The sequence below is a fragment of the Gemmatimonadaceae bacterium genome (genome assembly GCA_035633115.1).
Classification (GTDB): Bacteria; Gemmatimonadota; Gemmatimonadetes; order Gemmatimonadales; family Gemmatimonadaceae; genus UBA4720.
This window is the reverse complement of the sequence record DASQFN010000045.1, coordinates 196073-210060: the sequence shown is the minus strand read 5'-3', so window position 1 is coordinate 210060 and position 13988 is coordinate 196073. Positions and strand designations below refer to the sequence as shown.

Sequence of the window (13988 nt, the reverse complement as noted above, 5' to 3'; positions counted from 1 at the left end):
CGCATGGCGTTGAGAAAGTCCGTAAGGTCCATGCCTTCCTTCCTGACTTTTTTCTGGAGCCGCTTCGCCGCGTCCTCGTCGAAGGCGGCCTGCGCCTTTTCGACGAGCGAGACGACGTCTCCCATCTGGAGAATCCGGCCGGCCATGCGCTCAGGATGGAAATCCTCGAGTGCGTCAGGCTTCTCTCCGACGCCAATGAACTTGATCGGCTTTTTCGTCACTCCGTAAATGGAGAGCGCCGCACCGCCGCGGGCGTCGCCGTCCATTTTCGTCAGGACTACGCCGGTGACGCCAAGCGCGCTGTCGAACCCCTGGGCGATCTTCACCGCCTCCTGTCCGGTCATGCCGTCGGCAACGAGCAGAATCTCGGTGGGACGAACGGCTTCCTTCAGGTGGCGGAGCTCGTTCATCATCTCTTCGTCTATCTGGAGGCGTCCGGCGGTGTCGACGATCACGATGCGGTCGCGAGCGCGCTTGGCCTCCTCGATGCCGGCCTTCGCGATCCGCACGACGTCCTGCGTCGATCGGTCCGCATAGACCGGCACGCCGAGCTGCTGTCCCAGTGTCTCGAGCTGATCGATTGCAGCGGGACGGTAGACGTCGGCTGCGATGAGACGCGTCGGACGACCTTCGGCCAGGAGCTTGCGGGCGAGCTTCGCCGCAGTCGTCGTCTTGCCCGAGCCCTGGAGTCCGACCATCATCACAATCGTCGGCGGAACGGAGCTGAGCTTGAGCCCTTCCCTCCGCTCGCCGAGCATGTTGGCGAGCTCTTCGTGGACGATCTTGATGAGCTGCTGGGCCGGCGAGACTGCGCTGAGGGCCGTCACGCCGACGGCTTTCTTCTCTACACGCTCGAGGAACTCACGAGTGAGTGCGAAGTTGACGTCCGCCTCGAGGAGGACGCGCCGTACTTCACGGAGCCCTTCCTTGATGTCGGATTCGCTGAGCGTTCCGCGCCCGCGCAGGCGGGCAAATGTGGCTTCGAGCTTTTCGCTCAGGTCTTCGAACATAGCCGTGAAAGATAGCCTGTTTTCAGAGCTGAAAACAACTTAGTGTGGTAGTTTTTTGTTGGTCGGTCAGTTTGAATTACGACAACTAACGGGGGCGCGTTGAGACTCGGCGAGCACAGCGCTCTTCATTGCGCAGACACGATGCCCGGCACTGGGAAATCTTCTCGCCAGCCCTGGGCCTGGACATCGCAGCACACGTCGCCCCTACGCTCGCCGAGACGGCGCTGATCGATGGGATGCCTGCGGCGGAGTCCGAGCTGAGCCCCTCCTACGGAGTGCGTGCTCCAATCCAAAGATACGGGCGCATCTGCCGGTGAACTGCCTTCCGTCCGGTGTGTACGCCAAGGCACGCAGTGCGGGTCTCTCGCGCGTCATGTCGCCTCACTTCGACGAATCCTGACGGATGATCACCGCGGTGAATCAGTGCCGCTGAGGGGCTTCCCTGACCCGCGAGAATCATACGCGCGCGACACCATAGCCACCGCCGCAACCATCTGTACGCTCTCTCTCGCCGCTGTCTACGTCGCGTCGCGTACCGGCTTCGAGAATCCGCTGACTCCCGTCGTGCATGCCGCCGGGCTCGCGCTCTTCCACCTGGCCGTGCCATTGATCGTCTCTGGGCTCCTTGCGCGAGTTTGGCACGGCCGGTGGTGGACATCGCAATCGTTTCTCACCATTGCCTCCCTCGTCTTCACCGTCGTCGCCGGAACGGTCGCCCGTGAAACCGGGTACAGCATCGCGCCGCTCCTGCCCGTTTCCGGAGGCCTCCTGGCGGCGGCTATCGTCGCACGCTGGGTGCGACGCACAAAGGTCCTTTCCAGCGCACTGTTCGCCGTCGGCGCGGGCATCTTCTCACTGTGGTCAGCCGGCATAGTCTGGAGCACGGACAACAAATGGCCGCTCTTCTGGGAATTCTTTTCGTCGTTCAGCGCCAGGGCCAATCACGATCTTGTCTACTTTGCAGCGATCGCGAACATGATGCGTACATATGGCGTCCCCAGCACCAGAATAGATGGGCTCCCAGCCATTCACTACCATTACGGATCCGGATGGATGTTCGCGCAGTGGGCGGATTTGATCGGGATCGACGTGATGAGTTTCTACAATCTCGGATACCCTATAGTGGTAATCCCGTTGTTCTTCGCGGCACTGTTGATGCTTGCCGTGGAAATTGCGCGGCGGCTCCCGGTCCGCGCATTCGAGCCACCGCTGCGCTCTCAATACGCGGTGTGGATCGTGGTCGCCGCCGCCACGATCGGATTATTGCCGGAGCGGGCGCTCTACAGGCTGGTGACGATGTGGAATCCGGGGTCGGAGTCCTATCTTACCAGTCTCGCAGTCCTCCTGTTGGCCATCGGCACTGCCCTGTCGCACTGGCGAGCTGACGGACCTTACGCGTGGGGTTTCTTCCTCACGTTCGTGCCCTTGACACTGGTCGCCCTCGGCTTCCTCAAGGTCTCACTAATGATTCTGCTCTTCGCAGCGGGATTCTACACTGTTGTCCGTCTAGGATTGTGGCGTCGGCGGACCGTTCTGGCCTCGGTGTTTCTCTCGCTCGTTGCGTGCATCCTCGTGTACCGCGTCGTGTCGCTGCCCGCTCAGAACCAGGGCATTTTTCCGCTGGCATTCGCACGTATCTATGTTGCTCGGGGATGGGCGCCATTCTTTCCACTGGTTCACTTCGCGTGGATCTGGATCTTCATCGGGGCTCGCCTCTGGGAAGAGCGATCGAAGACACTTGAAGACCTCAAGCGAGCGATCTGGTCCGGCCGTCTGCTTGACGCCGAAATCGTGTTGCTGGTGGCCCTCTCGGGTTTCTCCCGGGGGGGATTCTCGACATTCACGGAGGATCGGCGTTCTTTTTCTCCGACGTTCAACGCTGGCTTGCGCTCGGCCTGATCCTCGGTCGGGTCAATTACTGGCTGAGCGAGCACAGAGCGAGGCGCCACGCACGTGATGATGCGATTGGAGCCGGCAAGCCGAGCGGGCTCGCCGGTCTCCGGGTTTCCACGGTTCTGGCCGCCGTACTCCTGGCTCCGCTCGGGGTCACGCTCGTTCTCAACACGATTGGCCCGCCTCTCCAGATGGCACGCTCGAACATCGCCCTGAGGCGGAGCCTGACCGCGTCGTCGGACAAAGGAAGCACTGCATCGTCCGGCGAGTTGAGTTCTGTCGCGGATGGTCAGCTGCTCGCGGCGGGGCTGCGCCGCGCGCCCTACTATCCTCTGGTGACGGCGCTCCGCCGGATCAACGATCTTCCCGACGCCGAGAAACGAAGATCGGCTCTCTTCATTCCACAATCGTATGCACAATTCTGGAACGTGTTCAACGCCGGTGGCCGGTGCTCCTTCGCGCCCCTCATCGCTCCGGCATTCTCGGGTATCGCGCTGATCGACGGAATGCCGCCTCGTGGATGCAAGATCTCCGAACAATACAACATGCCCGTGTATCAGGCGCGCACACGGGAGCAGACCCCCACCGACGTTACTCCCCGAGCTCTCTGCGGCAAAGCTCTCGAAAAGGGATTTTCGGAAGTCCTCGTCCTTGAGTCGGACCCGGCGGGAATGCCGAGACGTCGCCGGCTTGCCTGCCGGCTGTCCGACTCAGCTTTTCGCCGGGACCCGCTGTTCACTCCCGAAGGCCGGAAGCTGGTGCGCCCATCCAACTAGCGCGAAACTCCGCTCCAGCGACAGGGGCGGATACGCACCCGCTCAGCGGATACCGGCTTTGGATCTCGCTCGGTGCTTCGAGAATGCTATTCTCTTTCACCGGCGCGACAACCGACGAGAACTATCAGGTCTTCGAGATCGAACCCCCGGATCGTGCAACCTGCACTGGCCGGAAGGGCTAACCTACGCAAGCAGAGGTCGCGAGCGGATGGAAAGCACAGCTGTTCGTTGCGCCGGCCTTGGCCAAAGCTCACCCGTCCGCGTCACGGAGGGCCGAGCCGACTCTTCGTCCGTACTTTCTGAGCAGTCGGAAAGGACGAATCACGTAGTAGAGAGCCGAAAGCGATCCCGGGAGACGCATCACCTCCCAATCACTTTCGTTCGGGGTTGCGGCGAGCCAGAGCTTGTGCCACAGCCGATCACGACTCCTGAGCTGTAGCAGACTCTTGTCACGGTCAGCCTCCACATCGGTCGCTGCCGGTTCGAAGAGACGCTCGGAAACCGTATTCGCGAGGCGGGTGACGTGCCGGCTGGTGCGGGCGCGAGTAATCACCTGCTCCGGAGACGCAGCGCCGAGAAGGTCGTCTGCGAGCCGCAGCCCGAGCAACAATATCCGCTCGCTCCCCGTCGAGTCCGCGATTTCCACCGATTTCGCCCAATCGAGACCGGGATGGGAAGTGACGAGCCGCGCGATGTCGCTGATCCACTTGAGGCGCTCCCACGCGTGGGTATCCGCATGCACGCAAAGAATGAGAAGAGTGTCCTCAGGCGAGAAGGTGCGGACCGTTCTATCTCCGATCCGGACCTCAGCGAGCTGCTGCCGCAGTCGGTCCGGCTTGACCGGCAGGACGGCCCGTGGGAAGAGCTTCCAATGGACATCCAGACGCACGCCGCCGCGGGTGCCGACAAGAGTGTACTCATGATTGAGCTCGTCGACGTGCGACCACCCGTCGTACATCGTGTAGCCGTCGCCGAGAAGAAGCTCTCTTGTCCGCGCGCGCTCATGCGGCTGCACGAGCAAATCGAGGTCGCCGAACTGGCGCATCGCAACGTTTTCGTACGCGAGAGCAGCGAGCACCGGCCCCTTGAACGGCACCGCATCTATACTATGCGACGCGAGCAGATCCAGGACGCGAGTTAGCTCTCCGGCAAGCAGGGTGTTGCGCCAGGTCGTTTCCTGGAATGATCGGCGCAGCCAGCTCATCACTGTCGGAGGCACCACTGAGACGCCCGTTTCGCTCAAGCGGAGATACACCACCGGGAGCATCCCGTGATAATGCGCCGTGCGAAGAAAAAGCTGCCAATCTATTCCGCACTCGATTGTCCGGTTCATGCGCGAGCGACGCTCTCCGGTCAGCGATACGCGCGCGCAGTCCAGAAGAAGCTGATACTCTGGCCGTCGTTCATTCACCGAGCGAAGTCTTCCTTGCGGCCGTCCGGTCCGAAGATCAGCATCGGTGCGAACTCGGCAATCTCGTGCTGCGAGTCGCCGGCCGGAGCACCATCGATAGAAACCCAGGCATGCGCCTTTACTGCTGCGCCTTCTTTGCGCACTCCAACTGCGAGGTGCGGCTGCGCGCCCGCAGCTCCCAGAAAGCGATAGGCCAGAAGGCTGCGCTGCATGCACCCCCGGTCGACCAGTGCCAGCGGGGCGTGCAGCCACCACGCGAGCGCCACGATTCGCTGCTCCAGATCGGGCTGGCGCAACGGACGTCTTGGCGTCGCCCGCATCAGCCCCACGAGTCGTGGCAGCGGGAGCGCGTGCTTGAGAGCGGGTAACACCGTTGCCCACGCCGCCATGCGCGCAGCGAGCCATGCATCCGCCGGCGAATGAATGCAGCTCCGAAGTGCGCGGGCATGGCGCAGCATCGCGCGGAGGATACGCGCTCCTGAGCTCACGCCGCTGCCGCGACCGCCTCTTCGATCGCACTCGTGATCGCCGGAAGCCAGTCGAGTCCGGCTCCGAAGCGTACCTCGAATACCGGCACCCTCGCGGCGAGGTCAAGATAGTGCTGCACCATCCGCGCTCTCTGCGATTCATCGCGGAGACTGAAGCAATAGGCGTGGGTCAGCGCGCTCGTGAATGCCGATGATGCCGTGAGCCGGCTGACGGAGGGGGGGGCGGTCGAGAGTCCGGCCGGATTGCGCTGCAGAACAAGGACCGCCGCTAGTCGCTCCGGAGCGAGCGCGACCGGCGTTCGCGCGTCAAGGAGCGGTGACTGTCTCTCGCGCGTCCCGTCGGTCTCGAAGAACGCAGCCGAAGAAGGACGCAGACGCGTCGTGAATGGAAGCGATAGCGCGTGCGCCATATCCCCGCTCGTCGTGAAGGGCACTGCATCGTCCGCGCACAACGAATAACCGCGCTGGCTCAATGCGTAGGCAATCGTGGATTTTCCAGTTTCCTTGATGCCGCACAGAGCGACGATGCCACCGTGCATTCTTACGGCGCTGGCGTGCAGTACCTCGATGCCGCGCGCCTGTAGGGCTAGAGGCAGAACGGTTCGATAATACGCATCGGCGATCTGACCGCGCGCAGCCGATGCATCGGCAAACGCGGTGATCTGCCCGCTTTCATGGCTGAACCTGAACGTCGCGACATCAGGCAGATGCATCCAGCACGCGCCGTCGAGACTGCCACCATACGCGCAAATCGTCCCGTCGTTGTCGCGCCAGAGCTCGATGTCGGGACTCGCGGGGTCCAGCGGCGGCGGGCGCCGTGCATCCACCGGCGCATATGTGAGGTTGAACATCCACTCCTCGGCCCCTTACAAGAAAGCCGAGCGCAAGGGTCGTTGAATCCCGACCTGCGCTCGGCTCAAACCTTGGACTTCGGGGAGAGGCGGACGCCTGCCCGCTCTCCCGCGGTCACTCTTCCCGAGTTTACGTCTCTTGCCCGGGTGGTGAAAAGATGTCGCCTGAGTCCGCGGTCTCTATGCTGAGCTTTCCACCACCACCGCGCACAACATCAGCCACGTTGCCGACTCTCGTCAGGCGAAAATTCTCCCACGGGTGTTTCATCGATATCGTCGGCACTGTAAAGGCCCCCTGCGGTTCAGGTTGATTCTCTAGATGTACTGCCGCGCCCAGCTTTCCAGGTTCAACACATCCCAAAGGTGAAAGCTACCTCGCGGCTTGCCAGACGCAAGTAGCTCGTTGGCAAATGTTTTCAGTCGGCCTGAGTCGACGATTCCCATGCCCTCGAGCGCCGGTACTCCCCCAAGGTTTTCCCATGCCTGTCGCCACTGCGAGTACACAGTCTTGGAAAAAAAATCCGAGGCGACCACTTTCTTCTGTCCGCCGAAACCAAGCTGCGGGAACCGGCGGGCCACTGACTCCCGTACCAGTCCTTTGGTGCGTCCACCGCGATTGAGAGTTTCCGGGTGAATGCGATAGAGCAGATCGATCAGGTCAGCATCCCAGTAGGGTGAGCCGATCCTTACACCCAGACGCCTGCCCATCTCGAAGGCGTCCTCGGCTTCCAGCGACCTCGCTTGGTGACTGAGCGGTTTCTGCATTTCCCAGGCATAAAACGAAAACGAGCCCAACCGGGGGTCCTCGATGAATTTCTCGGCTCGCCGGTCCATCTGCTGCCGGAGCACAAGATCCGGCGCGACCCAGTCCGGCGTCGAGCGGCGAATGTAGCGCCGCTTGCGCGCCCTCAAGATCCCGGGCGCTGTACGTCCCAACACGCCGGCTGCCGCGCCGGCAAGAATCGGTCGCATGCCGAATGTCCAGATCATCCTGCGCAACCTCGTAATTGGGGACATCGAATATGAGCGACGATGGCTATTCCACAGGCGGAACAGCCCTGGGATATCGCCTCGCCGGATCAGGTCCGCAGCGAGAAACGGTGTAACCGCCAGCCACTCGTCGCCGCCCGCCCCGTTGAGAATCGTCGTACATCCAAGCCGCGCCCCCTTCGATCCGAGATGCTCGTAGGCAGGCGTCCAGGCGTTGAGCAAGGGAAGAGCCAAGGTACTCGTGGCTCGCGCGCCTGCCGCAACGAGGCCGTCGTCTCCGATACCCTCACGGAAATTTACGAAAACGTGCTCGAGCCCAAGATCGTGGCCCACGCTCCGTTGCACCGGCTCCTCCCAGCAATCCGCCCGATGCGGAAAAATCAGCGACAGCGCCAGTGGACGCTGGCTGTCCTGCAATTTCGTCGGGTCCAGGGCCAGTGCGGCGATGCTCACCGAGTCCAGGCCGCCGCTGAGGAAGATGCCAGTCCGGCCCTGTGTCAGGCAACGCGCGACGGCGCGGCCCAACGCAGCGTCAAATTTCTCGACGATATCGCCGGTTTCCCACCTCACCTCGCCCTCAGGCATCGGATTCCAGTATTCGCGCACCTCGCGCTTCCCCTGTACGATGCGGAGTACGTGGCCCGCCGGCACCCGCTGCACACGGGCAAGCGCGGTGTCCTGCTTGCTGAAGAAGCGACTGGATAACCGCTCGGCAAGTGCGGTACGATTGATCTCTCTCGACACGCCGGCGTGGCGAAGAAGCGCGCGCACCGATGTCGATGCGACAAAGTCCGGTCCGGCCTCGCTGTAGAACAGAGGATAGATCCCCGTTCGGTCACGCGCGCAAAGCAGCAGATCGCGGCGCGGATCCCAGATGATAAGCGCAAAGACACCCTTGATCTGACTCACGATCGCTTCTCCGCGGACGAGGTAGCTCTCCAGCACGAGCTCCGCTGCGCTCATTCGGTCGGTAAGACGGATCCCGATTGACTTCGCGAGTTCGTCCCGCTCGTACAGCTCACCGGAGAAAATGAGGCCACACCCCAATCGCGACAGGCTCTCCGGCCCAGAGCCGGGCAAGTCGGTTACGAGACGCAGCTCGGCGCGATCGCCCTCAGCGTGCACCACCGTTGCGACACTGCCATCGCCGAGCAGGTTCTCGTTTCGTGGTCCGAAACTAGCCAGCCATTCCGGTGAGGTCTGAATCACCGGTGAGCTCTCGCTCGGCGCAAGAATGGTGGAACCCGTCGTCATTCGTGCTCCACCAGCTTCGCGTCCAGCAGCGTGGCGAGAAAGGTGTCGATCTGCCGGTGGAGCTCTTCCGCTTCGATCTCGAACTCCGCCTCGAGCCGACGCTCGATGTCATCGACTTCGAGCCCCTCACCAAGGAGTTGCCACAGTCGGGCACTTGTGTGATTCATCTCGTAGATCTCGTTCGTCCGCAGATCGATGAGGACCGCGTTGTCGTCGATGATCTGTGAGGTCACCGCGGGATTCAACCGTAGCCGGGGAGGCCGTTGCGGCGCCGCGTTTGTGTGGGAGTCCATTCTTATACCGAAATAAGCCGGATGAAAGCGGGAAAATTAAACATGGTGGGCGAAAGGCAGAGCCCCAAAAGAATCCAGGTGGAATCCATATCGCAAGTGCAATCTGCCAAGCGGCTCGTCCCCTTTGTGGAAGATAGTCGAGCTCGCTGCGCTACTGCTCCGTCGCGACTTTCTATCTTCCGCAAAGGTTTGGAGGAGAGGGAACTTGCATTCGACAGGTCGCCGAGCACTTGTTGGCCCCGGATTCCCATGTCCCGGCGGAAATGAGCGTGATTGAAAACTCATCCCCGATTCTGACTTAAGGTGAGCAGATCGCAACTTGCCCGGGTGTTGGCGTTTGCAGGCATCGGTGCCGTGGCGTTCGCGTCAATGTTGTGGATCACGCGCGGCGGACTGGGCGTCAGCCCCGACTCGATTGTGTACTTGTCGACCGCAAAAAATCTTCTGGGCGGCAACGGATTCTTCGACAGGGGTCACCCGATGACTCACTATCCTCCTGGATATCCGATGCTTCTCGCAGCTGTCGGTTTTCTTAACTCTGGAGATGTGCTGAACGGTGCGAGATGGCTGCACGCCGCCCTTTTTGCGTACAACGTCGTTTTGACGGGGGTAGCAGTAATGATCTGCACGCGCCGCAGCCTCGCGGCGGCTTGCATTGCAATGCTCTTCCTGCTGCTTTCTGCGCCGATGCTCGCCGTACATTCGATGTTATGGTCCGAGCCCCCGTTTATCGCCCTCACCTTGACAGGGTTCCTCTTGCTGACGCGCCACGTTGCGGTGCCGGATCGGCGGGTTCTTTTGCTTGGGTCTTCCGCGTTGGGCCTCGCGATTTCCACGCGCTTTGTGGGCGTGATTCTGATTCCAATCCTGGGGATGATTCTCCTGGTTGCCAGCGATCGTCCAGTCTTCGCGAGACGGCGGGATGCGATCATCGGTATGGCGCTCGCATCCCTTCCGCTCGGAGCCTGGATTCTTCGCAATGTTGCTACGGCGAACAAATTGAGTGACTGGAAGTTCTCGTTTCATCCGGCGGATTTTGGACACGTGAGGGCTCTCCTCAATACGCTCCATGATTTTGTTCTGGCGGTTTTCGTTCCTGACATGTGGAAGGTCATGGAGGTTGCGGTCGCTCTGGTGCTCGTCGGCCTGGGGATATCCTACCTCTCCCGAAGGAGGTACTTCTCAAGCAAATCCGCCGACCAAGCCACGAGTCTCCGGATTACCTGCGCGGCTTACTTCGTTGCGTACGTAACGTTCGTGCTATTCTCGATCTCGTTCCTCGACGCACGAACTCCGCTTGACGATCGAATTCTTCTTCCGGCGCTGCTGCTGCTTCTTGTCGCCGTGATTGGGCTCGCGTGGGTAGTCGCGCGCGAAGCTCAAAACATGCTGGTCTGGAAGGCCACTCTCTTCTTCCTGCTGTTGTGTACCGGCATCAACGCCAAACGCGCCGTGGCCGAGGCAATCGACATTCGGGCTAACGGTCGCGCGTTCAACTCAACCGCCTGGCGGAATTCGCCTACCCTGTCCGCCCTGGTGAAGCGCTACCCGAGCCGGACGGTCTATTCCAATGGTGAAGACGCAATCTGGTTCAGGACCGCGCGGAACTCCGTTTCGATTCCGAGGGAGGTCAATCCAGATACCGAACTGCCGAACGGTGACTACGCGCGCGACATGGTTACGATGTGCGAGGCAATCCGGAGCGGGGAAGCAGTTCTGGTCTACCTCAACGGCGTCAATTGGCGATGGTACGTTCCGAGTGCACGCGAGATCGAAGCGCAATGTTTCATGTCGACTCGCGAAAAGTTCGCCGATGGTGTCATCTATTCGACAAGAGTGCACTGATTGTCATCACCTCTCGTCACCGTCGTCATTCCGGTTTACAACGGGGCGGCGTTCGTCGCTGACGCCATCGAAAGCGTCCTCGTCCAGAAAGGCGTCCAGCTCGAGCTGGTGGTTGTTGACGACGGCTCGACCGACGAAACGCCGCGAATCCTCGCGGACTTCGGGGACCGAATCTCAGTGCGGCATCAGACGCATCACGGCGCGCCAGCGGCGCGGAATGACGGAATTCGCTCGTCACGCGGTGAGTTCCTTGCTTTTCTCGACGCAGACGACCTCCATCCGGATGGCTACCTTCAGCGATTCATCGACTCGGCCGCGCGGGTTCCCGGGGCCGAGATCTTCCACTGCGGCTGGCGCGGCGTCGACCTCGAGGGACATCCGCTGTACGCCAACGACGCACTGCTTTCGCTCGACGCCGATCCGTTTCACCAGATGCTGCTCACCGGGTCGCCTCCAATCAACGCATTGTTCCTTCGCCGCAGCGTCCTGTCGCTAGTCGGGATGTTCGATGAGAGTCTTCCGCATCAGCAAGACTGGGACTTCTGGCTCCGCGTCGCCGCCTCGGGCGCGCAATTCCAGAGCGTGCCGGACAACGTCGCGATCGTCCGGCGGCGTTCGTCGAGCATCTCACGCGACGCAGGCAGCGCCTTGGCGTTGACAGGGCTCGCCGTGCTCGAGCGCCGGCTGGCTCGGCACTCGACGAGCTGTTCGGCCTGCACCGCGGCTCGCGGGCTCGCCTTGTGGAAGCATGCCGCGTTGCGTTCTTCGGCGTGGGCGATGACGCGTCGTTTCGGTCTGACGGGCCGGCTGGGCTGGTGGATCGGCGTGGCGCTTGCCGTGGCGCGAACGCCGCGCCTGTTGTCGGCCGCGCTCGATGAGTTTCACACACGACAGGTCACCTGACGGGGAGGTCCTCCACGGTGTAGTCAGTCGCTCGATGCAGGTGGCCGTTGTTCCGCCCCATCTGTAGTTTTGCCGCGAAAACCTCTTCAACGGAGTGCCGTGCAGCAACAGCTGAATTCTGCGCTTGTGTCACGCTACAGGCTCGACCGCGAGCTCGGCCGCGGCGGTATGGCGACCGTCTATCTCGCCGAAGATCTGCGTCACGACCGACGCGTTGCGCTCAAGGTGCTGCACCCCGAGCTCAGCTCGTCGCTCGGCCCGGATCGCTTTCTGCGCGAGATCAAGCTTGCTGCGCGGCTCAACCATCCCCACATCGTTCCGCTCTACGATTCAGGAGAGGCGGCCGGGTTTCTTTTCTATGTGATGCCGGTGGTGGAGGGCGAGTCGCTGCGCGACCGACTCCTCCGGGATGGACAGGTTCCGCTGGAGGAATCCCTTCAGCTCGTCCGTGGTATTGCGTCCGCGCTCGACTATGCACACAGGCAGAACATCGTCCACCGCGACATCAAGCCGGAGAACGTGATGCTGCAGGAGGGTGAGGCGATGGTGATGGACTTCGGCATCGCCAAGGCGGTGAGCGTCGCTTCCGGTGATACGCTCACGCAGACGGGCATGATGGTCGGCACGCCGGCGTACGTCAGCCCGGAGCAGGCCGCCGGCGACAGTGTGGTGGATGGCCGCAGCGATCAATACAGCCTCGCCTGCGTGCTGTACGAGATGCTCTCGGGTCGAAAGCCATTCGTAGGGGCAACAGCTCAGGCAGTCCTGAGCAAACGATTCACTGAGCCCGTGCCATCGATTCGCTCCGCATTTGCCTCGGCGCCGGAAGAAGTGGAAACCGCTCTGACGAAGGCTCTGGCAAAGGACGCCGGCGAGCGTTTCTCGACGACGATGGACTTTGCGAGAGCGCTGGTGGCCTCTCACCTCACGACGCCCGATGGGAGCCCGCTGACTCCCGGCGGCGCGGGCGCGGTGAAGTCCATCGCAGTCCTTCCGTTCTCCAGCTTGAGCGCGGACCCCGAGGGCGAGTTCTTCGCGGACGGAATTGCCGAAGAAATCATTAACGCGTTGTCGAAGATCAAGGCGCTCAAAGTTTCATCGCGCACATCGTCCTTCACGTTCAAGGGGAAAAACGAGGACATTCGGGAAATCGGACGCCGCCTCCAGGTGGGCACCGTTCTCGAGGGAAGCGTGCGCAAGGCGGGCAAGCGACTGCGACTCACGGCGCAATTGGTGAATGCCAGCGACAACTCGCAGCTCTGGGCGGAGCGCTACGACAGGGAGCTCGAGGACGTTTTCGCGATTCAGGACGAGATCGCGCAGAGCATCGTCTCCGCGCTGCGGGTGGTATTGAGCGAGGACGAAAAGAAGGCGATCGAGCAGATTCCGACGGCGAACGTCGAGGCGTACGAAGCCTATCTGCGGGGCCGGCAGTACTTCCACCAGCATCGCCGCAAGAGTCACGAATTCGCCCGCCAGATGTTCGAGCGCGCAATCGAGCTCGACCCCGGTTATGCTCTCGCCCACGCCGGGGTCGCCGACTGCTGCTCGTTTCTTTACACGTATTTCGACGCGACTCCCGCAAACCTGGCCCGCGCCGAGTCGGCCAGCCGGCGGGCGGTCGAGCTGGCGCCGGAGCTTGCAGAGGCACACGCATCCCGCGGGCTCGCCCTCTCTCTGAGCAGCGGCTTCGACGAGGCGGAAAAGGAATTTCAGACAGCGATGCGACTCGATCCGAAATCATTCGAGGCGGCTTATTTCTACGCTCGCGCCTGCGCGGCACAGGGCAAAGCCGAGGAGGCCGCGAAGTGGTTCGAGCGGGCAATCGCAGTACGGCCCGACGATTTCGCGGCGCTCACGCTTCTTGCCGACATCTACAAGGGGATCGGCCGCAGCGAAGACTCCATTCGCGCGGCAAGGCGCGGCTACGACGCTGCGCGGAAACACCTCGAGCTGAATCCCGACAATCCGCGAGCTCTCTACATGGGCGCCGCCGACCTGACCTATCTGGGTGAGTCGGAGAAATCGCGAGAGTGGAACCGCCGTGCACTCGCGATGGAGCCGGACGATCCGTCGGTGCTGTACAACATCGCGTGCAATTTCGCCCAGGAAGGACAGGCAGAAGAGGCGATAGCCGCTCTCGGCAAAGCCATCGACCACGGCTTCGGACATTGGAAGTGGATCGACCACGACGGCTCCATCGACGCGATACGCGCTCATTCTGGATTTGCGGCGTTGCTGAAACGACGGCCGGCGCAGGTAGTGACATAGCAG

Annotated in this window: 11 protein-coding genes; 5 read left to right on the top strand and 6 right to left on the bottom strand. The window is 61.9% G+C overall.

Annotated features, from left to right (window positions below):
* The coding region (locus tag VES88_04535) for a signal recognition particle receptor subunit alpha (protein HYN80746.1) at positions 1–1010 on the bottom strand (1010 nt) is incomplete at its 3' end.
* Positions 1011–1433: 423 nt separating this feature from the next.
* Between VES88_04535 and VES88_04530 the strand changes: the two genes are divergently transcribed.
* Together VES88_04530 and VES88_04525 are read left to right on the top strand one after the other, a co-directional pair.
* Positions 1434–2909 carry a hypothetical protein gene (locus VES88_04530; protein ID HYN80745.1) on the top strand — a complete coding sequence of 492 codons (1476 nt, stop codon included), beginning with the start codon at positions 1434–1436 and terminating at the stop codon, positions 2907–2909.
* Between the two features lie 185 nt (positions 2910–3094).
* Positions 3095–3679 carry a hypothetical protein gene (locus tag VES88_04525; GenBank protein ID HYN80744.1) on the top strand — a complete coding sequence of 195 codons (585 nt, stop codon included), beginning with the start codon at positions 3095–3097 and terminating at the stop codon, positions 3677–3679.
* Positions 3680–3929: 250 nt separating this feature from the next.
* On the opposite strand, the gene VES88_04520 is transcribed toward VES88_04525, so the two are convergent.
* From VES88_04520 to VES88_04500, 5 genes are all read right to left on the bottom strand, one after another.
* Positions 3930–5090: a nucleotidyltransferase family protein gene (locus VES88_04520; GenBank protein HYN80743.1), complete on the bottom strand. Its 1161-nt coding sequence runs from the start codon at positions 5088–5090 to the stop codon at positions 3930–3932.
* Entirely contained in the window at positions 5087–5548 is a 462-nt protein-coding gene (locus VES88_04515) for a lasso peptide biosynthesis B2 protein (protein ID HYN80742.1), read from the bottom strand. The genes VES88_04520 and VES88_04515 overlap by 4 nt, the downstream gene beginning before the upstream one ends.
* Positions 5549–5574: 26 nt before the next feature.
* Complete coding sequence (locus VES88_04510) at positions 5575–6429, bottom strand: hypothetical protein (protein HYN80741.1); 855 nt, start codon at positions 6427–6429, stop codon at positions 5575–5577.
* 315 nt (positions 6430–6744) lie between these two features.
* Entirely contained in the window at positions 6745–8673 is a 1929-nt protein-coding gene (locus VES88_04505; GenBank protein HYN80740.1) for an asparagine synthase-related protein, read from the bottom strand.
* Positions 8670–8966, bottom strand: coding sequence for a PqqD family protein (locus tag VES88_04500; GenBank protein HYN80739.1), 297 nt, complete (start codon positions 8964–8966; stop codon positions 8670–8672). The genes VES88_04505 and VES88_04500 overlap by 4 nt, the downstream gene beginning before the upstream one ends.
* Before the next feature lie 303 nt (positions 8967–9269).
* Here VES88_04500 and VES88_04495 point away from each other — a divergent pair, with 303 nt between their 5' ends.
* From VES88_04495 to VES88_04485, 3 genes are all read left to right on the top strand, one after another.
* Positions 9270–10811, top strand: a complete 1542-nt coding sequence (locus tag VES88_04495) for a hypothetical protein (protein ID HYN80738.1) — start codon at positions 9270–9272, stop codon at positions 10809–10811.
* Positions 10812–11714: a glycosyltransferase gene (locus tag VES88_04490; protein HYN80737.1), complete on the top strand. Its 903-nt coding sequence runs from the start codon at positions 10812–10814 to the stop codon at positions 11712–11714.
* A gap of 99 nt (positions 11715–11813) precedes the next feature.
* A complete protein-coding gene (locus VES88_04485) occupies positions 11814–13985 on the top strand; it encodes a protein kinase (protein ID HYN80736.1) in 2172 nt (723 codons plus the stop codon).
* Positions 13986–13988 lie beyond the last annotated feature (3 nt).

What these genes read in the sequence shown, in the direction of transcription:
- VES88_04500 (HYN80739.1), bottom strand. Translation starts at nt 8,966, where the DNA reads ATGGACTCCCACACAAACGCGGCGCCGCAACGGCCTCCCCGGCTACGG.
- VES88_04510 (HYN80741.1), bottom strand. Translation starts at nt 6,429, where the DNA reads ATGTTCAACCTCACATATGCGCCGGTGGATGCACGGCGCCCGCCGCCG.
- VES88_04505 (HYN80740.1), bottom strand. Translation starts at nt 8,673, where the DNA reads ATGACGACGGGTTCCACCATTCTTGCGCCGAGCGAGAGCTCACCGGTG.
- VES88_04525 (HYN80744.1), top strand. Translation starts at nt 3,095, where the DNA reads ATGGCACGCTCGAACATCGCCCTGAGGCGGAGCCTGACCGCGTCGTCG.
- VES88_04515 (HYN80742.1), bottom strand. Translation starts at nt 5,548, where the DNA reads ATGCTGCGCCATGCCCGCGCACTTCGGAGCTGCATTCATTCGCCGGCG.